This window comes from Micromonospora fiedleri (assembly GCF_016774385.1).
Classification (GTDB): domain Bacteria; phylum Actinomycetota; class Actinomycetes; order Mycobacteriales; family Micromonosporaceae; genus Micromonospora; species Micromonospora gifhornensis.
Genome location: NZ_JAETXL010000001.1, coordinates 655,962 through 678,452, shown reverse-complemented (window position 1 = coordinate 678,452; position 22,491 = coordinate 655,962). Strand labels below are relative to the sequence as shown.

Sequence of the window (22,491 nt, the reverse complement as noted above, 5' to 3'; positions counted from 1 at the left end):
GCCGTGCCGAGGCGTCAGTAGGTTCAGAAGACCCGATCAGAGGCCCGATCGGAGGCCCGATCGGAGGGCCCGATCAGATGGTCCGGTCAGTCGTCGTCCCGGTCATCGTCGTCATCGTCGTCCCGGTCGTCATCGTCGTCGTCGACCGGCTCCTGCTCGGCCTTGAGCACGGCACCGGTCTCCCGGTCGATCTCGATCTCGTGTTCGACGTCGCCGTTGACGATCTCGACCTCCCAGACCGGTCGGCCGTCCTCCCGGTCCCGGTCGATCTCGGTGATCCGACCGCCGCCCGCCTTGGCCAGCGCGAGTTCACCGGCCCGCTCGGCGCTCACCGCGTCCTGGCTGCCCGACGTCGCGCCCTCGGTCGGCGTCGCCGGGGACTGCGGCGCCACCGGGGTGCCGGTGACAGTCGGGTCGCTCGGCGTGGCGGGCACGGCGGGCGCGGCGCTGCTGGCGTCGTCGTCCGGAACCCCTGCGGTCGTCGGGGCGCTGGTCGCGGCGGTCAGCGTCGTCTGCTGGGTCCGGTCGCTGTCGGCGGCGGTGACACCCAGGAACACTCCGGCCGCGGCGAGCACCGCCGCCGCGCCGCCGACCGACGCCAACATCAGGGGGTTGCGCTTCATCGTCTTCACCCTTCCTCGGTTCTTGCATAGAGGATCGGTGCCGGCGGGATAGCCGCGCGCTGTCCGAACGCTAAGGCCGGGTTAAGGACCGCCGTCGGGGGGTCTGCGCACGCCGTATCGCCGAAACTGCGGTGTCCGAGGCGCTGGGATACCGCCGTTTCGGCGAAACGGAGTCGATCACGCACCAGCCGCGAGGTCAGGGCCTGGGGGAGCCGAGGAGGAGGGTCACCTCGGCGCCGCCGCCGGGGCGTTCGCCCAGTTCCAGGCGACCGCCGCTGGCCTGGGCGGCCCGACGGGCGATGTCCAGGCCGAGGCCGGTCGACCCGGCCTGGCTGGCACCTCGGCGGACGGAGTCGGCGGCGATGCCGGGGCCCTCGTCGGCGACGGTCAGCGCGACGTGGTGGCCGGTGGGGGCGAGCCGTACCGCGAAGGCGGTGCCGTCCGGGGTGTGCGCGAAGACGTTGCCCAGCAGCGCGTCGACCGCCGCCGCCAACTCGTCGGCGGGGACCCCGACGGGCAGCGGACCGGGTGCCAGGTCCAGGTCGACCGCGCGGCCGGTGTCCTCGGCGAGTACCGACCAGAAGGCGACCCGCTCGGCCACCGTCGCCACGGCGTCGGTGGCGACCGCACCGTCGGCCGGGGTACGCCAGCGGGCCTGCCGGATCAACCCGGTGACGGCCCGTTCCAGCCCGTCGACCGCCTCGGTGATCCGGGCCGCGTCCTGCGGGTCGCGCAGCGACTCCGCTTCCAGCCGCAGCGCGGTCAGTGGGGTTCGCAGCCGGTGGGACAGGTCGGCCACCTGTTCGCGCTCCTGCACCAGCAACTCCTGGATCCGGCCGGCCAGGTGGTTGAGCGCGCCGCCCACCTCGCGTAGCTCCGCCGGCCCGGCCGGCTGGACCCGGGCGTCCAACTCGGCGTTGGCCAGTCGGTGGGACACCGCCGACAGCTCACCGATCGGCCGGACCAGGGTCCGGGCCAGCCGGTCGGCCACGGCCAGGCCGATCAGCACCAGCACCACCCCGAGCAGGGCCAGCACCAGCCAGGCCCGACCCACCCCGGCGGTCATCTCGGCGTACGGCACGACAGTGCGGATGACCGCCGTGCCGTCCGCTCGGCCCTGCACCGCGATCACCACCTCCCGGCCGTCGGACGTCTCGGCGGTGAGGCTCTGACCTCGCCCGGCCAGCTGCACCGCCGGTGTGGGCTCGGCGGGTGAGCCCAGCACCGTGCCGTCGGGCAGGAACACGCTGACCGGGCGACCGGACTCGGCGACGAGTTGGTCGACGGTCAGCCGGATGGTGTCCGGGTCGGCGGTGCCGACCACCGTGGCGAGGCTCTGCGCGTCCCCGGTGGCGCGTACGGTGGCCCGGTCCTCGGCGGCGGTACGCAGCAGCAGCGCCAGCGGCACCAGGAAGGCGATCACGATGAGGACGCTCACCGCCGCGACCAGCAGCGCCAGGCGCGCCCTCATCCGCCCACCTCCGGGACGACCAGGCGCACCCCGACTCCACGTACGGTGTGCAGGTAGCGCGGCTGCTGGGCGTTCTCACCGAGCTTGCGGCGCAGCCAGGACAGGTGCACGTCGACCGTCTTGTCCGCCCCGCCGTAGGGGATCTGCCACACCTCGGTCAGCAGTTCCCGCTTGGTCACCACCTCACCGACCTTGGTGGCCAGGTGCCGCAGCAGGTCGAACTCGCGGGGGGTCAGCTCGATCGGCGTGCCGTCCAGGCTGACCTGCCGGGAGCGGGGGTCGATCCGCAGACCCCCGACGACCAGGGTCGGGTCCTCGTCGGCCGGTCCGCCGGGTCCACGGCGCAACACCGCCCGTACCCGTGCGTCGAGTTGGGCGGCGGTGAACGGTTTGACCACGTAGTCGTCGGCGCCCGCGTCGAGGACCCGGACGATCTCCCGTTCGTCGTCGCGGGCGGTGGCCACGATGACCGGCACCGCGCTGACCGCGCGCAGCATCCGCAGCAGTTCCCGGCCGTCCAGGTCGGGCAGGCCGAGGTCGAGGACGACCAGGTCCGGTCGGTCGTCGAGGGCGTCGCGCAGACCGGTCATCGCGGTCGACGCGGCCGCCACGGCGTGGCCCCGCTCACGCAGTGCCCGCACCAGTGGCGTACGGATGGTCAGGTCGTCCTCGATCAGCAGCAGGCGGGCCACAGCAGGCAGAGTATCCCTGCCCACGCCGCTCGGTGGGTCGCGTTAACCCACTCTTAGGGTTGCCTGAAGCTCATCTGAACCGGTGATCGGGGATAGTCGGGTCATGGGCCGTCGTACCTTTCTCGCCGCCGCCGGATGGCTGGCCACCGCGGTGCTCGCCACGCTGATCGGGGTCGCCGCGATCCAACTGGTGGGGGAGAGCCTCACCGGTACGCCGGGCGGCGTGCGCAGCCAACAGGAAGTTGCCCGCGCCCTGGCCGAGCCGCCGCCGGTCGTCCCGTCCGCCAACCCGACCGCCGCCCCGTCGAACCCGAGCGGCACGCCGTCGAACCCGAGCGGTACGACGAGCGTGCCCGGCACGGCGAGCCCGAGCGTCGAGGCGGGTAGCCGGCGCAGCTTCACCAGCCCCGGTGGCAGCGTGGTCGCCGAGTGCGTGCCGGGCGGCGTGTACCTGGTGTCCTGGACGCCGCGGCAGGGCTACCGGGTCGACGACTACGACCGGGGGCCCGACGACGACGCCGAGGTGACGTTCGTCGGCCCGAGCGGAGAGCACGAGTTGTCGCTGCGCTGCCAGGGCGGCGTGCCGGTCCTGGAAACCGACGACTAGGTCTCACGCCCAGGTCAAGGGCATGATCATGTCGTTTTGGTGTCCTTGATCGGACAGCTCCTCGCGTGGCTGCGGGCCGGTGGAGCGACATACCTTCGGAGACGGAAACGGTGCGATTGTCCCTGGTCGCCCGGAAAGGCGAGGCGTGTCGGGGCACGCCTGACCCTCTATTCAGCGGTGAACCTCCCGGCCGGACGGCTGGGAGGAACAACTGGTTTCCGTTCAGACCACACATCCCGCCAAGGCGGCGGCCGGCCGGAAAGGAGTCTGATGTCCAGCGCGAAAGCAAGAAGCAGGTCATGGGTGCAACCCGTGCCCAAGGAGGGCGCGACGGACCGTGCTGATGCCGAACACACCACCTGCGCCGGTGCGGGCATGCCACTGACCGCCCGGGTGCTGTTCGCGGTCGTCAACGCCCAGGGTGTGCTGGTTCGCGGGCTGGGAGCGGCCACCGCCAACCGCCTCGGTACCGGCATGTACCAGGTGGTGTTCGACCAGGATGTGACCGGGGCCAGTTGCGTCGGCACGGTCGGCCTGTCCGGCAGCATCGGCCTCGCCCCGACCGGACAGATCACCGTCGCCGGCCGCACCGGCATCCCGAACGCGGTCTTTGTGACCACCCACGACAGCGCCGGCGTTTCCGCCGACCGGCCGTTCCACCTGGCCGTACTCTCCTGAAACCCGGCAGGCACGCACGAGCGCGCGGCGCCGTTCGACCCGAGATCGAAACGTCGCCGCGCTCGGCCGTCTCCCGCCACCGCAGCCCGACGGCGGTACGTCAGCGGGGACCTGGCATCGCCGGAGCTTGCCGGCCGTGGTGTCGATCCCCGTTCGATGGCGTGGCAAACCCTCGATCCGTGGTCATTTCCACCATGTGCCAGTCCCGGCGTGGCGGGGCCGGTAACGGGGTATGTGCCCAGGCATGGAGCACTTCACTATCGCGACCGTCGCCGAGAAGAGCCCGGATTTCCGCCGCGTGCTGTGGACCGGGAAGAACACCCAGCTGGTGATCATGACTATCCCCGCCGGTGGTGAGATCGGCGAGGAGGTCCACGAGGGCATCGACCAGATCCTCACCTTCGTCAGCGGCACCGGTGAAGCCCGGGTCGCCGGCGAGAAGCGTGAGGTCGTGCAGGGCGACCTGGTGGTCGTACCAGCAGGCACCAAACACAACTTCGTCAACACCGGCCCGAACCCGCTGGTGCTCTACACCGTCTACGGTCCGCCGGAGCATGCCGACCAGGCGGTGCACCGGACCAAGGAGGAGGCCGACGCGGCCGAGGCTGCCGGGAAGGACGAACCGCCGACCTCCTGACCGGAGGCAGGGGTACTTCGGCATCGGCCGGCACCGGTTCGCGACGCGGTCCGGCCCCGACGTGAGGCGTCCCGGAGACCGGGTACGCAGACCGGATGCAGCCGCCGATCTCCGACTACGGGTTCCTCTCCGACCTCCGTTCGAGCGCGTTGGTGAGCAAGGACGGATCGGTCGACTGGTGGTGCCCGCAGCGGTTCGACTCCCCGTCGGTCTTCGCGCGACTGCTCGACCCCGGCGGCGGCCACTGGCGTCTCGCACCGGCCGCCGCCGGGTCCGCCGGGCACCGGGTGCACCGGTCGTACCTGCCGGACACGCTGGTCCTTCGCACCGTGCACCACACCCCGGAGGGCAGTGTCGCGGTCACCGACGCGCTGGCCGGTGAACCGGGGGCGCGGGCTCACGAACTCGGCATGAACTCGCCGGCGGTGCTGGTGCGCGTGGTCGCAGGGCTGTCCGGTCGGGTGCCGATGACCGTGGAGTTCCGGCCGCGACCGCAGTACAGCCTGACCGCGCCGTACCTGAAGGAACGGGCCGACGGCGCGGTGCTGGTCCGTTCCGGCCCGGTCGACCTGGTGCTGCGCTGCCACGGCCTGCGGCTGCGCGTCGATGACGACCGGGTACGACAGACCTTCGAGATCGCCGAGGGGCAGGTGCTCGGCTTCGACCTGGCGTACGGCGCCGCCTACGGCGATCCTCCGGCCGAGCTGGACCCGGTCGCCGCCGTGGCCGACACCGGGCAGGCCTGGCAGGCGTTCCGCGAGCTGCACGGGTACGAGGGCCGCTACCAGGATCTGGTCCGCCGCAGTGCGACGGTGCTCACCGGCCTGACGTACGCCCGCAGCGGCGCGGTCACCGCGGCGGCGACCACCTCGCTGCCGGAAGTGATCGGCGGTGACCGCAACTACGACTACCGCTTCGCCTGGTTGCGGGACTTCGCCATGACGCTGCGCGCGCTGTGGGTGGCGGCCTGCCCGTCCGAGTCGTCGCGGCTGTTCGCCTGGGCGACCCGTTCGATCGGTCGCATCGGCGCCGAGCCGATCCCGGTGCTGTTCGGGTTGGAAGGCGAACGCGACGCCTACGAACACGAATGTCCCCGCCTCGCCGGCTATGCGGGCAGCACACCGGTACGCGTCGGCAACGATGCCTGGCAGCAACGGCAGTCGGACGTGCCCGGCGAGATCGTCTCGGCGGCCTGGCTGCTGCGTGACTACCTCGGTGACGAGTTCGACGACGAGATGCTGGAGATGGTGCTCGGCCTGACCGAGCAGGTCGCGGCCACCTGGCGGCTGCCGGACCGGGGCATCTGGGAGCCGCGCGACCAGGAGCGGCACTACCTGTCGTCGAAGGTGCTCTGCTGGGTGGCGATGGACCGGGCGGTGCGACTCGCCCCGCACCTCGGGGAACGGGCCGACGTGCCACGGTGGGTGGCCATCCGGGACGAGATCCGGGCCACGGTGCTGCGTGAGGGCTTCGACGAACGCAGAGGGGCGTACACCGGTGCCTTTGGCTCGTCGGAACTGGACGCCTCGGCGCTGTACCTGCCGGTGATGGGTTTCCTGCCGGCCGACGATCCGAGAATGCGGGCCACCATCGCGGCCGTGGAGCGGGAGTTGGGCGGCCCCGGTGGACTGATCCGCCGTTGGCAGGACGAACCCGGCGGCTTCCTGCTCTGCTCGTTCTGGCTGGTGGAGTGCCTGGTGATGGCCGGTGAGCGGGAGCGGGCGGCGTCGCTGTTCGAGCAGATCTCCGGCCACGCCAACGACCTGGGGCTGCTCAGCGAGCAGATCGACCTGGACAGCGGGGCGCACCTGGGCAACACGCCTCAGGCGCTGTCGCACATCGGCCTGATCAACGCCGCGTGGCGGTTGACCGAGTCGGACGGGCAGTGAGCTGCCCTCAACTGGGCAGCACCGGCACGTCGGTGACGTCCACCGTGTCCGGGTACTTCACGCCCGCTCCGGTGTTGAGCACCACCACCCGTTCCCCGGCCCGGATCCAGCCGCCGGCCCGTAGCTTGCGGGCGGCGGTCAGGCAGGCGGCCCCCTCCGGGCAGAGCAGCAGGCCCTCCCGGGCGGCGAAGTCCCGCAGGTCGGCCAGGATCTCGGCGTCGTCGACCGCGATCGCGGTGCCGGCGCTCGCCCGCAGCGCGGCCAGGATCAGCTGATCGCCCAGCGGCGCGGGCACGGTGATGCCGAACGCCACGGTGTGCGCGTCCGGCCAGGGGCGGGCCCGGTCCTCACCGGCGGCGAAGGCCCGGACGATCGGCGCGCAGCCGGTGGACTGCACCGCCACCAGGCGGGGCAGGCGGTCCTCGATCCAGCCCAGTTCGCGCAGCTCGCCGAGTGCCTTGTGGATGCCGATCAGCCCCACCCCACCGCCGGTCGGGTAGATGATCACGTCGGGCACCTGCCAGCCGAGCTGTTCGACGATCTCGTACCCCATCGTCTTCTTGCCTTCGAGCCGGTACGGCTCGCGCAGCGTACCGGCGTCGAAGATGGTGCCGGCGGAGGCCGCGACCAGCGCGGCGATCTGCCGCCCGGCGTCGCCGATCAGCCCGTCGACCAGGCGCAGGTCCGCGCCGGCGGCCACGCACTCGCGGCGGCAGATGCTCGGCGCGTCCACCGGCATGGCGATGATCGCGCCCAGCCCGGCTCGGGCCGCGTAGGTGGCCCAGGCGGCACCGGCGTTGCCGTTGGTCGGCATGGCGATCCGGCGGATGCCCAGCTCGCGGGCGCGACTGACGCCCACGGCCGCGCCGCGTGCCTTGAACGAGCCGGTCGGGGTCAGCCCTTCGTCCTTGACCAGCAGTTCGTCCACGCCGATCCGGGCGCCGTACGTCGGGGCGCGCAGCATCGGCGTCCACCCCTCACCGAGGGTGGTGACGTGGGCGGGGTCGGCCACCGGCAGCAACTCCCGGTAACGCCACAGGGTGGCCGGGCGCAACCCGAACCGCTCCGGTTGCAGCACCCCGCCGACCGTGGCCAGGTCGTAGCGGGCCAACAGCGGCGAACCGCAGTCGCACAGGTTCTGCGGTACGTCGGCGTCGTGTTCCCGGCCGCAGCCCGGGCATTCGAGATGGGTCAGGTACACGATGCTCCTCGCCGTCTCAGCTCGCCTCGATGCGACGCCACGCCCGGCTGCGCCGACCCGGCTCGTAGACCGAGTCCAACCGTTTCGCGATCACCCCGGGCAGGCCCTGTTCGCGGGCGGCGTGCCGGGCCTCGGCGCCGCTGCCGGGGAACCATGGCGGAGTCTGCCAGTGCGGGCCGGTCAGGGCCAGCGCCTCGAGCAGTTCCCGGCGCTGCCGGTACGGCAGGTCCGTGCTTGTCGACCCCTCCAGCCAGAGCAGGTCGACCAGGAGGTACTGGGCGTCGGTGGTGCCACGTCCGCCGCGGGCCGGCCGGACCCGCCCGGCCCGGTCGATGCGCACCAGCACACCGTCGAGTACGGCCTCGGTGGGCGCCAGCGTCTCGGCCATCGGCCGCAGCCAGGAGTGCTCGCCGGTGATGTCCGCACCCGTCGCGGAGAGCAGCCGCAACCGGCCTCCCGAGACGTACGCCACCGCCCGGACACCGTCCCAGCTCAGCTCGTACCCCCAGTCCGCCGGGTCGTTCGGGAGCCGGGTGGCGGACGTGGTGTGCATCGGCGCGACCAGGTCGGGCATGGAGGTCCAGCCCGGCGGCGCCGGATCGGTACGCCGCACCATCCAGTCCCGGCCGTCCCGGCCGCCGGTGGCGAACAGCACGTACCGGCCGGCCGTCCGATCGCCGCGCAGGTCCACGACCACCTCGCGCTCCTGCCACTTCTCGCAGTGGTAGGTGCCCCGGTCGTGAATGATCATCTGTCCGCCGCCGTACTCGCCGGCCGGGATCTCACCGGCGAAGTCGAGGTACTCCATCGGGTGGTCCTCGGTGTGCACGGCAAGGTGGTTGCGGCCGGGTTCGCGGGGCAGGCCGCGCGGCACCGCCCAGGAGGCGAGCACCCCGTCGTGCTCCAGCCGAAGGTCCCAGTGCAGGCTGCGCGCGTGGTGCTGCTGGATCACGAACCGGCTCCGGTCGCCGCCGGCCCGACGGCGCCGTCGCTCCGACGGAACCGGTTCCGGGGTACGTGTCGCGTCGCGCTTGCGCCGGTACTCCTCCAGCCGGTCAGCCACACCCGCATTCTCCGCCAAGCCGGCCAGTTGTGCCCGGTTCGGCCCGTCCCCACCCCGATGGGGTGCCAGTTGCCGTCCCGATCCGGCTGGCGTCTCCGTTCCCGCGCGAAGTATGCAAAATCAGGGGTAAAACGGGCGGTATGGAGCATGCTCACCATCCCACCGCACTTCTCCCCGGCGACGTCCGGATCCCCCTGCTCGGCTTCGGCACCTGGCAGGCGACCGGCGAAACCGCCTTCAAGGCCGTCCTCGCCGCGCTCGACGCCGGTTACCGGCACATCGACACCGCCACCATGTACGGCAACGAGGAGGAGGTCGGCAGGGCCGTCCGGGAGAGCGGCCTGCGTCGGGAGGACGTCTTCCTCACCACCAAACTGCCGCCCGAGCGGGTCGGCCAGGAACGGCGGACCATCGAGGAGAGCCTGCGCGCCCTCGGCGTCGACCACGTCGACCTCTGGCTGGTGCACTGGCCGCCGAGTGAGCCGGGAGCGCTGATCCCGGTCTGGCGGGAGATGCTGGCCGCGCGCGACGAAGGGCTGGCCCGCGCGGTGGGCGTGAGCAACTTCAGCACCGGGCAGATCGACGAGCTGATCCAGGCCACCGAGGAGAACCCGGCGGTCAACCAGATCAAGTGGAGTCCGTTCCTGTACGACCGGCAGCGGCACATCGAGCACCGGGACCGTGGGGTGGTGCTGGAGGGATACAGCCCGTTCAAGACCAGCGACCTGTCCGACCCGGTGCTGGTCCGGATCGCCGCGGCGCACGACGTCTCGCCGGCCCAGGTGGTGCTGCGTTGGCACCTCGACCACGAGATCGTGGCCATCCCGAAGTCGGTGACCCCGGAGCGGATCCGGGCCAACGCGGACGTCTTCGGTTTCTCGCTGACCGCCGAGGAGATGCGCGACATCGATGCCCTCGGCAACACCTGACCCGTCGGCGATCGGCATCAGGCGGTGGCCGGCGGTGGCCCGCCGCTCGTCGTGACCGTGCTGGGAAGGGCCGGCGGCCCGGTGTCGGCGGCGACACGTGGTGCGGGCTTTACCGCAGCGGCCAGAGCGGCGACCAGCACTGCCAGCACGACCGGCACCAGCATGGCCGTCTGGATGCCGAACAGGTGGGATGTGCCGCCGATGATCGCGGGACCGGCCAGCAGGCCGACGTGCCCGGCGGCCGTGACCGTCCCGATCATCCGGCCGCCGTGCCGTCCGGCCGCGCTGTAGCAGGCCGGTGCCACCACGCACATGCCGAGTCCGAACAGGGTGAACCCGGCCAGCGCGGCGGGTAGCGACCGCGCGGTCACCCCGAGCGTCAGCGCGACCCCGGCGAGCAGCGAACCGGCCCGGACCGCCCACACCGCGCCGATCCGGTCGACGATCCGGTCGCCGAACAGGCGGCCGACCGCCATGGCGACGCAGAACGCCGCGTATCCCGCACCGACCATCGCGGCCGGGGCGGCCAGCGCGTCGTGCAGATAGATGGCGCTCCAGTCGTCGATCGCCGCCTCGGCGATGTAGAAGCAGAACGCCATCGCACCCAGGAGCAGCGTCACCCGTGGTCCACCCGCACCGGATCGGTCCGCTGCCGGCTCGTCCCCGGCGCCGGCGGTGCGCGGTGGGCCACCGCCCAGGACGACGCCGGTCACCAGGCACAGGACCGCGAGCACGGCGAAGTGCTCGGCCACCGTCGCGCCGGCGCCCGCCGCCAGGCCACCGGTCACCGCGCCGAGCAGCCCGCCGCCGCTGTACAGGGCGTGCATGCCGGACATGACGGACCGGGCCAGCAGCCGCTCCACGGCGGCCGCCATGCTGTTCACCGCTGTGTTGAGCGCGACGGCCGCGACACCGAAGGCGACGAGGAGCCCACCGAACGCCACAAGTCCACCGGCGAACGACAACAGGAACATCGAGGCCGGTGTCACGAGCATCGCAAGCCGGGCCACCGGTCCCTCGCCGTAGCGCGCGATGGCCGCCCCGGCGGGTTTCGCGAAGGCGACGGCCCCGACAGTGGCACCGAGCAGGGCCAGGCCGAACGGCCCGTCCGTGGCGTCCAGACCGTGTTTCAGGTCGGGCAGCCGCGTCGCGAAGCTGCCCATCAGCACCCCGTTGACGCAGAAGAGCACAGCCGTGCGGATCCGGCTCCGACCGGCGTCGGTCGCGGTCATCGGCCGATCACCGGCAGGGAATCGACTCGCGCCGGTTGCCGGGACGCGTACCGGGAGAGGTTGTCCCGGAAGCCGCTCAGCAGCGCGGCGGCCTCGGCCGCGCCGATCCAGTCCCGTCCGTGACTGAGCATCGCGATGTCGGTGGTGTCGGAGTATCCGCTGCCGGTCGGCCACACCTCGGTCATGGTCCGGTTCGCCAGGGCCGGGTAAGGGGTTCGGACGAATCGGGCCTGTATCCCGGGTAGCTCGATCCGCGGTGCCGGATTGTTCTGTAGCGCGAAGACGTGGTGGTGGACGTGCCGGGCCGAGCCCGCCGCACGCACCACCTCCTCGAAATCCAGGTCCTGGCGGGACAGCGCGGTGGTCCAGGCGGCCGTGGCCGCCGTGACGTCCCCGGCCGGATCGGCGCCGGTCGGCAGCATGATCCGTACCGGCAGCATCTCGACGAAGTTGCCGACCACCACGTCGAGCCCGGCGGCACCCCGACGGTTCACCGGCACCACGAACGAGATGTCCCGCTGGCCGGTGATCGTCCCGACGGCGCGGGCGTAGGCCGTCAGGGCGACGCAGACGTCCGGGACCGGGGCCAGCGCGGTGGTGAGCACGGCCGGTGTCGTGGTTGCCTCCGGCCCGGTACGGGTGCCGGTGGCACCGGGAAAGCGGAGTTCGGCGGCACCGGACAGGGCGGCGCGTACCCGTGCACCCTGCCGATCCAGGTCCCCGGCGGCGCGTTGCCGCCGGTAGGACTCGTTCGCCGTGCGGGCGTCCGGGGCCGCCGGCCAGTCGACCTGGCGCCCGTCGAGGCGGGCCCGGTACGCCCGACCGAGATCGGCGGCGACGACGCTCTCGCTGTAGCCGTCGAACGCGACGTGATGCGCGACCAGGCCGATGACCGCGCCGGTCGGCGTGCTCACGACCACCGAGCGGAAGACGTCACCTGCTGCGGGCCGCAGCGCGACGGTGAGCAGGGGCCAGCACCGGGCCAGCGCCTCGGCGGTGGTCTCCGCGACCATCCGGGCCGGGGCGACCGGCGGACCTGCGGGCACCGCACCGCCGCGCAGGGTGTACGCGCACCGCAGCAGTTCGTGACGCTGCTGCACCTCCATGATCGCTTCCGCGAGCAGGCCGGCGTCGACCGTGCCGTCAAGGGTCCACAGCAGGATGCAGTTGCCGGCGATGTCGGCCGGGGAGACGAGCTGGCGGAGCAGGCAGCTGCGAGCCAGTGACGTCAGCGGAATCCCGGCACCCGTCCCGTGGGGGAGCAACGGCACACCGCCGCTGCGCCAGTGCTCGGCCAGCGCGGTGACGGTCGGTGCCGTCATCACGTCGGCCAGGGAGAGCGTGACGCCGGTCCTGCGCTCCAGTTCGGCGCAGACCCTGAGCCGGTCGAGGGAGGTCACCCCCAGTCGGCTCAGCGAGTCCTCCGCCGCCACCGCCGCGCCGAGCACGGCATCGACGACCTGGCCGACCCGGTCCACCGGGTCACCTGGCGTCGACATCTCGCCTCCCAGCAGGCGGGAACGCCGTCGTGACGGCGGCGAGTCGGTTTCGGACGATCTCGACCAGCGCAGCGCGGTCGATCTTGCCTGACGCGTTCTGTGGCAGCCGGTCGAGCAGGACGTACCGGTCGGGACACATGGCCTCCGGCAGGGTCGTCGCGACGGCGTCGCGCAGCGCCCTGATCCCGTGCGGGTCCAGCAGCCCGGTCGCAGTGGTGACGCATGCGGTCAGGAACCTCGCGGGGCCCACCTCGCCGAGGCACACCCCGGCGTCGGCGACCAGTCCGGTACGACGCAGGACCTCCTCGATCTCCTCCGGCTCGATCCGGTAGCCGCGTACCTTGAGTTGCTGATCGAGGCGGCCGAGGTGTGCGAGTGACCCGTCGGGCAGCCACCGGCCGAGGTCGCCGGTCCGGTACGCGGGCGCGCCGTCCCACGACACGAAGCGCTCGGCCGTCAGCTCCGGCCGGTTCAGGTAACCCAGGCCCACCGTCTCGCCGATGATCCAGAGCTCCCCGATCTCCCCGGGCGGCAACACGCTGCCGTCGGGACCCACCACGACGACATCGGTCCTCGGCAGCGGGTGGCCGATCGGTGAGCGGATCCCGGATCGCAGATCGGCCTCGGTGATCTCCTTCATGGTCGCGAAGACCGTCGTCTCGGTCGGGCCGTACATGTTCACCACCACCGGTTCCGGGCCGCTCACGATCCGGCGCAGCTCGGCCACCAGGTCCAGCCGGATCGCCTCCCCGACCGAGAACAGGTATCGCAGGTTCAGCGGTGCCGTTTCCGGTCCGGTGCAGCCGCGTCGGGCGAGCGCCGGGAGCAGATACTGGAGTGCCGACGGGACCTGCGACACGACGGTCACGGCGCGGTCGGCCAGCAGCCGGGCGAAGACCGCCGGGTTGCGCAGCGCCGGTGTCGGCACCATCACGGCGGTTGCGCCGGTGGCCAGCGCTCCCCAGAGTTCCCAGACCGAGGCGTCGAAGGCCAGCGAGTGGAAGACGGTCCAGCGGTCGTCGGGGGTCAGGTCGAACAACGGCACTGTCGCGTCGAGGAAGGCCAGGACGTTGTGTTGGGTGATGAGGCAACCCTTGGGCCGCCCGGTGGAGCCGGAGGTGTAGGCGAGGTAGGCCAGGTCGGCGGGCAGTGGATCGCGGCGGGCCACGGCTGCCCCGGTGACCGTCGGCCGGTCCGTATCGCCGGAGCTGTCGACGATCAGGCCGATCCCGGCGTCCGCCCGGATGAACTCGAACCGGTCGGCCGGACAGGACGGATCCAGGGCAACGTAGGCGGCCCCGGTCCGCAGCACACCGATGATCGCCGCGACGGTCTGGGCGTTGCGACCCACCCTGATGCCGACCAGCTGGCCGGCCCCGGCTCCGGCGGCTCCGAGATCATCCGCGATCGCTGCACTGGCCCGGCGCAACTGTCCGTACGTCATGGTCACGGCGCTGTCCACCACGGCCGTTCTGTCCGGGTGCCGGCGGGCGACGTCGTCGAAGCGGCGGGCGAGCGAGCCGGTCACCGGCTCGCCTCCATCTCGGCCTCGAGAGCGGCGGTCAGCGCCGCCGGAGTGCGGTGGTCGAAGACCTGCTCGGGCCCGAAGGCCAGCCCCGCCGCCTCGGCCTGGATCACCATCTCGATGAGCAGCAGTGAGTATCCACCGTTGTCGAAGAAGTCGTCGTCGGGACCGATGGGTGTGGCGAGCAGGCGACTCCAGATCTGGCAGAGCAGGGTGACGTTCGCCGATGTCATGGCAATCCTCCAAGGACTGTCTCGCGGAGCCGTCCCGCGATGGTCTACAGCGGTGTGGCACCGGTCAGGGCGGGTATCCGGGCGACCGGGACGGACCCGGTCGCGGCGGCGAGCAGCAGGTTCTCGATGCCGAGCAGCAGCCGTTCACTTCCGGTCGCGGAGAACAGGTGTGAGTCCGTCACGAGCAGCACGTCGTACGCGCTGCCGGCCGAGGTGATCCGGACGTAGAACCGCATGTCGTTGTCGTCGAACCCGTCGAGCCGACTGAGCGTGCTGCCGGCATCGGTCGACCGGTCCCGGCGTAACGGTGGTTCGACCGCCCGCCCGTCCGGGTGCATGGTCCGGGCGTCGTTGAAGTAGGCGCTGAGGTCGAAGGTGGTGCCCGAGGCCGCCTCGATACGGGCACGGAGACGGTCGAACTCGGCCGGCGGATAGCGCGAGTGGCAGCACGCGATGGTCGCCGACCGGTACGCCAGCCGTACGGTCTCGTCGAAATCGGTGTCGCCCAGCGGCACCACCGCGAGCGCGTCCTGCGCCATCGCGGCGGCGAGCGACCGGTAGCGCGGGGTGAACCGGTTGGAGGTGATGATCTTCATCGGCACCTGCCGGTCGGCGCAGGAGGCGGCGAGCGCCGCGGCGGCGGCCGCGAGGAAGACCGCCGCGGTCGAGGTTGCGCACCGCGTGGCGATGGTCCGTGCGGCGGAGACGATCGCGGTCGACCGCAGGGTGTGCGCGTGAAAGCGCGGCAGGTCGGCCTCGCCGACGAGGGGAACGAACACCGACGGCCGCACCGACCGAAGACACTTCTCCAGGTACGCCCGGGTGCTGGACCTGATGCCGACGGCCTCGTGCCGAGCGTGCTCGATCGGCCCGTACCGCTCCGGTCGCATCCGGTGCCGGTCGTTGAGGCAGTGCAGCAGGTCGGCGAGGAGCCGATCGGTCGCCCAGCCGTCCAACGCGACGTGCGAGGCGACGAACACGACCCCGATCACCGCGTGCCGTTCGACAAGCAGGCAGAACCGGACCGGCCATTCCCGGGCCAGGTCGATCCGGCCGGTGGACAGCTCGGCCGTCGTGCGTACCGCGATGCGGTGGGCCTGTGAACGGCGTACCGGGACGACGGTGACCCGGTGCGTTCCGTCGGTGGCGACGTGCTGGCGAGGACCGTCCGCACCGGCGACGAACCGGGTACGCAACACCTGCCGCCGCTCGACGAGCACTCGGATCGCCTTCACGGCGCGGGCCAGCGGCACCGGGCGGGACAACAGCCGCCAGCGTGGCAGGTTGAACCGCTCGGCCGCGCCGCCGAAGCGCTCCACCGCACGCCACATGTTGGCCTGACCCCAGGTCAGGTCCACCTCGCCGCCGACACAGCCGTGGAACGGAACAACGATCGTCGTCGTATCACCCATCGGTCACCCCTGCTTTCCTCGGGACGCTTCGACGCTATGGCGGTGATCGATCGCCGTCGTCCCGTCGGGGTGGTACGTCCGACTACCCCCATGGGGGTAGTGACCCATCGATGCCCGTCGCCCGGCCGCTATCGTCTGGCCGTGCGGATGCTCCTTCGTTCCGTCCCGGTGGACGTGCTGCTGGCGGTGACGCTCACCGGCTTGACGGTCGCGACGATGATCGGGCAGCGCGACGGCGCACCGCACTGGATGGCGGTCGCGCTGGCGGCTCTCACCGTCGCGCCGATCGCGCTGCGCCAGCGCGCCCCCGTGCTCACGATGGTCGTGATTCTGGCCGCGCTCACCGGGTTGAGTCTGTTCAGCTACGACGACTTCCCCAACGGCGGGCTCGGGATCCTGATCGGGATGTTCACGGTCGCCACCCTGCGTTCGCGGCGGGTCGCGGGCCTGGTGTTCCTGGCATCGGTGGCGGTGACGGCGTTCGTCTACTGTGTTTACTTCACCGAGCCGGTCTACTGGTCACAGGTGGCACAGGTGACACTCATCGTGCTCGGGGCGTGGGCCCTCGGTGAGAGCACGAAGATGTGGTCGCGACGTGCCGAGCGGCTCGCCGCGCAGGCGGCTCGGGCCGCGTCCGACGAACGGATGCGTATCGCCCGGGAGATGCACGACATCGTCTCGCACCACATGTCCGTCGTCTCACTCCAGGCGGGACTCGCCGAATGTGTTCTTCACACGGACCCGGACACCGCGCACACGGCGATCACCACGGCCGGTGAGGCGAGCCGTCAGGCCCTGTCCGAACTGCGCCGCCTGCTCGACGTGCTCCGGAACGAAGCCGACTCCGATCCCGAGAACCGTTCCCAGCCCGGCCTCGCGCAACTGGAGGAACTGGTCACCAGCACCCGCAGCGCCGGCCTGCCGGTCGACCTCTCGGTGGCGGGAAGCGTGTTTCCGCTGCCCCCCGGTCCCGACCTCTGCGCCTACCGGGTGGTGCAGGAGTCGCTGACGAACGTCCTCAAGCACGCCGGTCCGGCCGTCGCGAAGGTCGACCTCGAATACGGAGCGCGTGCGCTGACCGTCCGGATAAGCGACAACGGCGCGCGGGGCGACCGGCCCCGTCAACTGTCGCCGACGTCCTACGGGATCCAGGGCATGCGCGAGCGCGCCGAGCGGTACGGGGGTGTGCTCACCACCGAACACGCCGAGGACGGCGGCTTCACCGTACTGCTGCGCCTTCCCGTAGGAACGCCCCGGTGAGCGGGGCGATCCGGGTGCTCGTCGCCGACGACCAGGCGCTGATCCGGGCCGGACTCGTGTCGCTGCTCCAGGTGACACCGGGAACGGAGGTCGTGGGGGAGGCGGCCGACGGGGCCGAGGCCGTGGCGCTGGCCGCCCAGACCCGGCCGGACATCGTACTGATGGACATCCGCATGCCGGTCCTCGACGGGATCGCCGCCACCCGACGGATCCTCGACGCCGTCGGGGAACACCGACCGCGGATCGTCGTGCTCACCACGTTCGACCTCGACGAGTACGTCTACACGGCGCTGCAGGCGGGGGCGTCCGGGTTCCTGCTCAAGGACATGCCGCCGCAGCGGATCATCACGGCCGTGCACACCATCGCCGGGGGCGACATCCTGGTCGCGCCGCAGATCACGCGTCGGCTGATCGAGGCGTACGCCAGTCGACGCCGGGCGGCCGGCATCGGCGGGAAGCGTCTGCGTGAGTTGACCGCCCGGGAGACCGAGGTGCTGCGGCTGGTCGGTACCGGGCGGAGCAACACCGAGATCGCCGATCATCTGGTGCTCAGCGAGGCGACGGTGAAGACCCACGTCAAGCGGCTGATGGCGAAGCTGGGCCTGAACAGCCGGGCACAGGCGGTGGTGGTGGCCTACGAGAGCGGACTGTGTGTGCCGTCAGCACCGGGTGGAGACGCCGCGGTCTGAGCCGTGCCGGGGGTGCGGCGTCCGCCGTACCCCCGGCCGGACAGGTCAGGAGCGCGAGCAGGCGGTGCCGTTGAGGGTGAAGCTGGTGGGGTTGGCGTACGCCCCGTTCAGGGTGCCCTGGTAGCCGAAGCTGGCCGTACCGCCGGGCGCGATCGTGCCGTTGTGGCCGACGTTGCGGGCGGTCACCGACGAGCCGCTCTGGCTCACCGTGGCGTTCCAGGAGTTGGTCACCTGCTGACCGGACGGCAGCGAGTACGCCAGCGTCCAGCCGTTGATGGTGCTCGACCCGGTGTTGGTGATCTGCACGTCGGCGGTGAAGCCGTTGTTCCACGAGTTGGCCGTGTACTTCACCGCGCAGGCGCCCGAACCCGACGGCGGGGGCGTGGTGGTGGGCGGCGGGTTGTTGCCACCGCCGTTGACCGCGGCCGAGAAGTTGGTCACCGCCAGACCGGCGCCACCCTGCCACGGCTCGAAGCCGGCCTGGATGCTGGTCAGGTACCACGAGTTGGTGATCGCACCGCGGTTACGGGTGTCGTTGATGAAGGCCAGCAGGTTGAGGTTCGCGCTGCTGATCGCCGACGGGGCCACGTAGGAGATGACGTTGTTGCCGCCGTTGTTGCCCCGCCAGACCTCCCAGTTGCGCCCGTCGATGTTGGCGTTGCCGACCGGGGAGCCGATGGGCTGGATCGAGCCCTGCCGGTTGAGCCAGATCATGATCTCCATCTGGTTCACCCCGTCCCGCTTGGGCGACGGGTCCAGCCAGATGTCGTACGAGGCGTTGTAGATGGCGTTGCTCACGTACCGGTAGTTGATGCTGCTGGTCGCGCTGCTGATCTGGCTGACCTGGATCGGCAGGTTGGTGCCGGGGGAGCAGTTCGTGTAGTGGCAGCCGAGGAAGACCGACGGGTACGCCGTCGGGGCGCCGTTGGTCGGGTTGCTGCCGTTCTGGGTGGTGATCTCGAAGCCGCTGCTGGTGACGTTGATGCACTGCTGGGCGGTGGTGCCCCACTTGTTGTTCTGCACCACGTAGCGGTTCTGGATCACGGTGCTGCCGTACTGCTCGCAGATCACCGTGTCGGCGGCGGCGGTGCCGCCGAGGGCCACGGCGACGACCGAACTCGCGGCGAGCAGGCCGGCGGCCGCGAGGGCTCGCAGGGTACGTCTCATGAGTACTCCTTGCGCTGCGGCGTCGCAGGGACGCCGGGACGGGAGGTGCGGACGGAAGTGGTGGGGGAACGCGGACGGGTGGTGGGGACCGGGAGCGCTCCCATGTTCATCGTCACATTTACATCTCTCGACCAATTGGCGCAACCGACGAGGGAGAATGAGGTGGAAAGTGAGGTGTGTCAGGCGTCGCCCGAGTGGTGTGTCGGCACTGTCCCTTGGTCGGACCGGGAGGGGTCTGAAGGGCGGCGTGGTACATCGGTGAGCGCCGGGGGTGAATCCGATTGCCTCTGGTGTGCGGCGATTGCGCCGAGTAGTGTCTTGCCTCCGACGCGTTCCGAACCCCCTCCGGGAGGCGTACACCCCCATGCGTGGCTCCCCCCTGCGCATCCTTGTCGTCGGCGCAGGCATCGCCGGTCTCTCCGTGGCCCGGGCCTTGCGCCTGGCCGGTTTCCGCCCGGATGTCACCGACAAGGCGCCATCGAACGAGCTCGACGACGGCGGTCTCTACCTTCCCGGCAACGCCGCCCGGGCGCTGCAGCGGCTGGATCTCGACGGTCCGGTCCGCCCCTTCGGTCAGGTCATCCACCGGCAACGCTTCCTCGACGCGGCCGGGCTGCCGCTCTGTGAGGTTGATCTCGACGCCCTCTGGGCCGGGGTCGGCGAGTGCCGGGCACTGTCCCGCTGCGACCTGCACCGGGTGTTGCTCAGCGGAGCCGGCGGCGCGGTCCGGCACGGCGCCGAGGTGTGCAGCATCGACCTGCTGCCCACCAGCGTCGGCGTCACCTTCGTCGACGGCACCTGGTCGGAATACGACCTGGTGATCGGCGCGGACGGGCCACGGTCCTCGATCCGCGCTCTGGCGGCCCTCGGTGGCCCGCCCCGACCCGCCGGGCAGGTGGTGTACCGCAGCATCGTGCGCGACGGCCCGGCGGTCGACGAGTGGACGGCGCTGCTCGGGCAGCGCAGCGGCTTCCTCGTGGTGCCGATCGGCGCCGGCCGACTGCACTGCTACGCCGACGAGGCCGGCACCGAGGTGCCGGCGGACCCCCGGGCTCGGCTGGTGGAGCTGTTCGGTGACTACGGCGGGCCGGTGCCGGAGGTGCTCGACGCACTCGACCAGGTGCACGTCTCGACCACCGACGAGGTCGAACTCGGGCGCTGGTACCGGGGCCGGGTGCTGCTGGTGGGTGATGCTGCCCACGCCACCGCACCGACCCTGTCCCAGGGGGCGGCGATGGCGTTGGAGGACGCGGTGGTGCTCGCCGAGTCGCTGCACGCCGCGAACAGCGTGGAGGCCGCGCTCACCGCGTACGAGAGTCGCCGTCGGCCGCGTACCCGATGGGTGCGGGACCGGACCCGCGACCGCAACCGGACCCGCGACGTACCGCCCGCGCTGCGCGATCCGCTGCTGCGCGGACGCGGCGACCGCATCTTCGGCGAGCACTATCGGTTGCTACTCGGCCCCCTGTGATCCACGCCCGGTGACCCCACGCGGCGCTGCCACCTGCCGGGGACTATCCTCCTTGCGGATGACGGCCGCCCCGACAGCGTGCCGAGCGGGACAACCCAGAACCGGAGGCCACTCGTGACCACCGTCGCACCCAAGCCGGTCGTGACCCGGCCCTGGCCGGTCCGGGAGCCGGTCAAGGGGTCGGCCATCGCGCGGATGCTGCGGACCACGGACGCGAAGCAAATCGGGATCATGTACATGGTCACCGCGTTCGTGTTCTTCATGATCGGTGGTCTGATGGCCCTGATCATGCGGGCCGAGTTGGCCCGGCCCGGGCTGCAGTTCCTGTCGCCCGAGCAGTACAACCAGCTGTTCACCATGCACGGCACGATCATGTTGCTGTTCTTCGCGACGCCCATCGTGTTCGCGTTCGGTAACTACATCGTGCCGATCCAGATCGGCGCGCCGGACGTGTCGTTCCCGCGGCTGAACAGCTTCGCGTACTGGCTGTACCTGTTCGGCGGGACCATGGCCACCGCCGGCTTCCTCACCCCGGGCGGAGCGGCCGACTTCGGCTGGACCGCGTACACCCCGCTGAGCACCACCGAGCACGCCCCGGGCGTCGGCGGGAACATGTGGGTGATGGGTCTGGCCATCTCCGGTCTGGGCACCATCCTCGGCGCGGTCAACCTGATCACCACGATCCTGACCCTGCGCGCCCCCGGCATGACCATGTTCCGGATGCCGATCTTCACCTGGAACATGCTGGTCACCAGCCTCCTGGTGATCCTGGTCTTCCCGCTGCTGGCCGCCGCGCTGTTCGCGCTCGCCGCCGACCGTCTGCTCGGTGCCCAGGTCTACAGCCCGGACACCGGTGGGCCGATGCTCTGGCAGCACCTGTTCTGGTTCTTCGGGCACCCCGAGGTCTACATCATCGCGCTGCCGTTCTTCGGCATCATCAGCGAGATCATCCCGGTCTTCTCCCGCAAGCCGATCTTCGGCTACAAGGGCCTGGTCGCCGCGACCATCGCCATCGCCGGTCTGTCGATGAGCGTGTGGGCGCACCACATGTTCGCCACCGGCCAGGTGCTGCTGCCGTTCTTCAGCTTCCTGAGCTACCTGATCGCCGTGCCGACCGGTATGAAGTTCTTCAACTGGATCGGCACCATGTGGCGGGGCCAGATCAGCTTCGAGTCGCCGATGCTCTGGTCCATCGGCTTCCTGGTGACGTTCCTCTTCGGTGGTCTGACCGGCGTTCTGCTGGCCGCCCCGCCGCTGGACTTCCACCTGCACGACTCGTACTTCGTGGTGGCGCACTTCCACTACGTGCTCTTCGGCACGATCGTGTTCGCGGTCTTCGCCGGCATCTACTTCTGGTTCCCGAAGATGTTCGGCCGGATGCTCGACGAGCGCCTCGCCAAGATTCACTTCTGGCTGACCATGATCGGCTTCCATACCACGTTCCTGGTGCAACACTGGCTGGGCAACGAGGGCATGCCCCGCCGCTACGCCGACTACCAGGCCATCGACGGCTGGACGACGCTGAACATGGTCTCCACGATCGGCGCGTTCATCACCGGTATCTCCACGCTGCCGTTCCTCTACAACTGCTGGAAGGCCTACAAGGCCGGCCCGGTGGTCGAGGTCGACGACCCGTGGGGCCACGGCAACTCGCTGGAGTGGGCGACCAGCTCCCCGCCCCCGCTGCGCAACTTCGACCGGATGCCGCGGATCCGCTCCGAGCGCCCCGCCTTCGACGCGAAGTTCCCCGAGCTGGCGGCCGGCCAGACCATCGCCGGCCCTCCCGAAGGCGGCTCCAAGCCCCTGACCAGCGAGTCCGACGGTGGCGCCAGCTACCAGGAGGACGTAGCCAGCGACATCGACCGCCGCTGACCCTCCGTACCCCGCAGAACGGGCGCCGCCCCCACCAGGGCGCGGCGCCCGTTCCTGTTTGCCCGCCCTCACCCCGACACCTCGCCGGACGCCTCGCCCTCTCCGGACGCTCGCCCTCCGGGGACACCTGGCTCCCGCACCTCGCCCCTCCGGACGCTCGCTCCCGGCACCTCGCCCTCCGCACGCCTCGCCCCCGGCGCATCAGCCCCTCCGACGCGGCCCGCACCGCCAGCGGCCGAGGTCTCCAGGCCGTTTGATCCCGCAGCTGTATCGCGTCACCTGGGTGCGGAGACCTGCTTCGAACATCACCGCGAGTAATTGCGGAGGGGTTCCGTCCGGTT

Annotated in this window: 20 protein-coding genes; 9 read left to right on the top strand and 11 right to left on the bottom strand. The window is 71.2% G+C overall.

What is annotated here, in order from left to right; all coding sequences use genetic code 11:
• Nucleotides 1-86 precede the first annotated feature (86 nt).
• From JMF97_RS03115 to JMF97_RS03105, 3 genes are all read right to left on the bottom strand, one after another.
• Nucleotides 87-623 carry a PepSY domain-containing protein gene (locus JMF97_RS03115; RefSeq protein WP_203220114.1) on the bottom strand — a complete coding sequence of 179 codons (537 nt, stop codon included), beginning with the start codon at nt 621-623 and terminating at the stop codon, nt 87-89.
• Between the two features lie 196 nt (nt 624-819).
• Nucleotides 820-2,094 (bottom strand): sensor histidine kinase, encoded by a 1,275-nt coding sequence (locus JMF97_RS03110; RefSeq protein WP_203220113.1) that lies wholly within the window; start codon nt 2,092-2,094, stop codon nt 820-822.
• Nucleotides 2,091-2,786 (bottom strand): response regulator transcription factor, encoded by a 696-nt coding sequence (locus tag JMF97_RS03105; protein WP_013731845.1) that lies wholly within the window; start codon nt 2,784-2,786, stop codon nt 2,091-2,093. Before JMF97_RS03105 ends, JMF97_RS03110 begins: the two co-directional genes overlap by 4 nt.
• A gap of 103 nt (nt 2,787-2,889) precedes the next feature.
• On the opposite strand from JMF97_RS03105, the gene JMF97_RS03100 reads away from it, so the two are divergent.
• From JMF97_RS03100 to JMF97_RS03085, 4 genes are all read left to right on the top strand, one after another.
• Nucleotides 2,890-3,393: a septum formation initiator gene (locus tag JMF97_RS03100; RefSeq protein WP_203220112.1), complete on the top strand. Its 504-nt coding sequence runs from the start codon at nt 2,890-2,892 to the stop codon at nt 3,391-3,393.
• A gap of 303 nt (nt 3,394-3,696) precedes the next feature.
• Nucleotides 3,697-4,071 (top strand): hypothetical protein, encoded by a 375-nt coding sequence (locus tag JMF97_RS03095; RefSeq protein WP_013731847.1) that lies wholly within the window; start codon nt 3,697-3,699, stop codon nt 4,069-4,071.
• A gap of 244 nt (nt 4,072-4,315) precedes the next feature.
• Nucleotides 4,316-4,708 carry a cupin domain-containing protein gene (locus JMF97_RS03090; protein ID WP_102657767.1) on the top strand — a complete coding sequence of 131 codons (393 nt, stop codon included), beginning with the start codon at nt 4,316-4,318 and terminating at the stop codon, nt 4,706-4,708.
• 95 nt (nt 4,709-4,803) lie between these two features.
• On the top strand, nt 4,804-6,597 hold the full coding sequence (locus JMF97_RS03085; protein WP_203220111.1) for a glycoside hydrolase family 15 protein: 1,794 nt from the start codon (nt 4,804-4,806) through the stop codon (nt 6,595-6,597).
• Nucleotides 6,598-6,604: 7 nt separating this feature from the next.
• On the opposite strand, the gene JMF97_RS03080 is transcribed toward JMF97_RS03085, so the two are convergent.
• The gene (locus JMF97_RS03080) at nt 6,605-7,798 is read right to left on the bottom strand and encodes a threonine synthase (protein WP_203220110.1); all 1,194 of its coding nucleotides are present in this window, start codon (nt 7,796-7,798) and stop codon (nt 6,605-6,607) included.
• A gap of 16 nt (nt 7,799-7,814) precedes the next feature.
• Nucleotides 7,815-8,861, bottom strand: a complete 1,047-nt coding sequence (locus JMF97_RS03075) for a DNA polymerase ligase N-terminal domain-containing protein (protein WP_203220109.1) — start codon at nt 8,859-8,861, stop codon at nt 7,815-7,817.
• 140 nt (nt 8,862-9,001) lie between these two features.
• On the opposite strand from JMF97_RS03075, the gene JMF97_RS03070 reads away from it, so the two are divergent.
• Nucleotides 9,002-9,790, top strand: a complete 789-nt coding sequence (locus JMF97_RS03070) for an aldo/keto reductase (protein WP_203220108.1) — start codon at nt 9,002-9,004, stop codon at nt 9,788-9,790.
• Nucleotides 9,791-9,807: 17 nt separating this feature from the next.
• Here the strand turns inward: JMF97_RS03070 and JMF97_RS03065 are convergent, their stop codons facing one another.
• Genes JMF97_RS03065 through JMF97_RS03045 form a run of 5 tightly spaced genes read right to left on the bottom strand, consistent with a single transcriptional unit; the run spans nt 9,808 to nt 15,691 of the window.
• Nucleotides 9,808-11,022 carry an MFS transporter gene (locus JMF97_RS03065; RefSeq protein ID WP_203220107.1) on the bottom strand — a complete coding sequence of 405 codons (1,215 nt, stop codon included), beginning with the start codon at nt 11,020-11,022 and terminating at the stop codon, nt 9,808-9,810.
• Nucleotides 11,019-12,521 carry a condensation domain-containing protein gene (locus JMF97_RS03060; RefSeq protein WP_203220106.1) on the bottom strand — a complete coding sequence of 501 codons (1,503 nt, stop codon included), beginning with the start codon at nt 12,519-12,521 and terminating at the stop codon, nt 11,019-11,021. The genes JMF97_RS03065 and JMF97_RS03060 overlap by 4 nt, the downstream gene beginning before the upstream one ends.
• On the bottom strand, nt 12,505-14,049 hold the full coding sequence (locus tag JMF97_RS03055; RefSeq protein ID WP_203220105.1) for an amino acid adenylation domain-containing protein: 1,545 nt from the start codon (nt 14,047-14,049) through the stop codon (nt 12,505-12,507). The genes JMF97_RS03060 and JMF97_RS03055 overlap by 17 nt, the downstream gene beginning before the upstream one ends.
• Entirely contained in the window at nt 14,046-14,279 is a 234-nt protein-coding gene (locus tag JMF97_RS03050) for a phosphopantetheine-binding protein (RefSeq protein ID WP_203220104.1), read from the bottom strand. The genes JMF97_RS03055 and JMF97_RS03050 overlap by 4 nt, the downstream gene beginning before the upstream one ends.
• 44 nt (nt 14,280-14,323) lie before the next feature.
• Nucleotides 14,324-15,691, bottom strand: coding sequence for a condensation domain-containing protein (locus JMF97_RS03045; protein WP_203220103.1), 1,368 nt, complete (start codon nt 15,689-15,691; stop codon nt 14,324-14,326).
• A gap of 147 nt (nt 15,692-15,838) precedes the next feature.
• Between JMF97_RS03045 and JMF97_RS03040 the strand changes: the two genes are divergently transcribed.
• On the top strand, nt 15,839-16,951 hold the full coding sequence (locus JMF97_RS03040; protein WP_203220312.1) for a sensor histidine kinase: 1,113 nt from the start codon (nt 15,839-15,841) through the stop codon (nt 16,949-16,951).
• Nucleotides 16,948-17,640: a response regulator gene (locus JMF97_RS03035; protein ID WP_203220102.1), complete on the top strand. Its 693-nt coding sequence runs from the start codon at nt 16,948-16,950 to the stop codon at nt 17,638-17,640. The genes JMF97_RS03040 and JMF97_RS03035 overlap by 4 nt, the downstream gene beginning before the upstream one ends.
• A gap of 45 nt (nt 17,641-17,685) precedes the next feature.
• Here the strand turns inward: JMF97_RS03035 and JMF97_RS03030 are convergent, their stop codons facing one another.
• Nucleotides 17,686-18,807 (bottom strand): glycoside hydrolase family 12 protein, encoded by a 1,122-nt coding sequence (locus JMF97_RS03030; protein ID WP_203220101.1) that lies wholly within the window; start codon nt 18,805-18,807, stop codon nt 17,686-17,688.
• A 364-nt stretch (nt 18,808-19,171) separates the two neighbouring features.
• On the opposite strand from JMF97_RS03030, the gene JMF97_RS03025 reads away from it, so the two are divergent.
• Nucleotides 19,172-20,278, top strand: coding sequence for an FAD-dependent monooxygenase (locus JMF97_RS03025; protein ID WP_203220100.1), 1,107 nt, complete (start codon nt 19,172-19,174; stop codon nt 20,276-20,278).
• A gap of 114 nt (nt 20,279-20,392) precedes the next feature.
• Complete coding sequence (ctaD, locus tag JMF97_RS03020; protein WP_203220099.1) at nt 20,393-22,150, top strand: aa3-type cytochrome oxidase subunit I; 1,758 nt, start codon at nt 20,393-20,395, stop codon at nt 22,148-22,150.
• The last annotated feature ends 341 nt before the right edge of the window (nt 22,151-22,491 follow it).

Excerpts from the sequence above, each read along its gene's own strand:
- JMF97_RS03070 (WP_203220108.1), top strand. The coding sequence starts at position 9,002 with ATGGAGCATGCTCACCATCCCACCGCACTTCTCCCCGGCGACGTCCGG.
- JMF97_RS03065 (WP_203220107.1), bottom strand. The coding sequence starts at position 11,022 with ATGACCGCGACCGACGCCGGTCGGAGCCGGATCCGCACGGCTGTGCTC.
- JMF97_RS03115 (WP_203220114.1), bottom strand. The coding sequence starts at position 623 with ATGAAGCGCAACCCCCTGATGTTGGCGTCGGTCGGCGGCGCGGCGGCG.
- JMF97_RS03060 (WP_203220106.1), bottom strand. The coding sequence starts at position 12,521 with ATGTCGACGCCAGGTGACCCGGTGGACCGGGTCGGCCAGGTCGTCGAT.
- JMF97_RS03040 (WP_203220312.1), top strand. The coding sequence starts at position 15,839 with ATGCTCCTTCGTTCCGTCCCGGTGGACGTGCTGCTGGCGGTGACGCTC.
- JMF97_RS03110 (WP_203220113.1), bottom strand. The coding sequence starts at position 2,094 with ATGAGGGCGCGCCTGGCGCTGCTGGTCGCGGCGGTGAGCGTCCTCATC.
- JMF97_RS03045 (WP_203220103.1), bottom strand. The coding sequence starts at position 15,691 with ATGGGTGATACGACGACGATCGTTGTTCCGTTCCACGGCTGTGTCGGC.
- JMF97_RS03085 (WP_203220111.1), top strand. The coding sequence starts at position 4,804 with ATGCAGCCGCCGATCTCCGACTACGGGTTCCTCTCCGACCTCCGTTCG.
- JMF97_RS03050 (WP_203220104.1), bottom strand. The coding sequence starts at position 14,279 with ATGACATCGGCGAACGTCACCCTGCTCTGCCAGATCTGGAGTCGCCTG.
- JMF97_RS03030 (WP_203220101.1), bottom strand. The coding sequence starts at position 18,807 with ATGAGACGTACCCTGCGAGCCCTCGCGGCCGCCGGCCTGCTCGCCGCG.
- JMF97_RS03090 (WP_102657767.1), top strand. The coding sequence starts at position 4,316 with ATGGAGCACTTCACTATCGCGACCGTCGCCGAGAAGAGCCCGGATTTC.
- JMF97_RS03025 (WP_203220100.1), top strand. The coding sequence starts at position 19,172 with ATGCGTGGCTCCCCCCTGCGCATCCTTGTCGTCGGCGCAGGCATCGCC.
- JMF97_RS03100 (WP_203220112.1), top strand. The coding sequence starts at position 2,890 with ATGGGCCGTCGTACCTTTCTCGCCGCCGCCGGATGGCTGGCCACCGCG.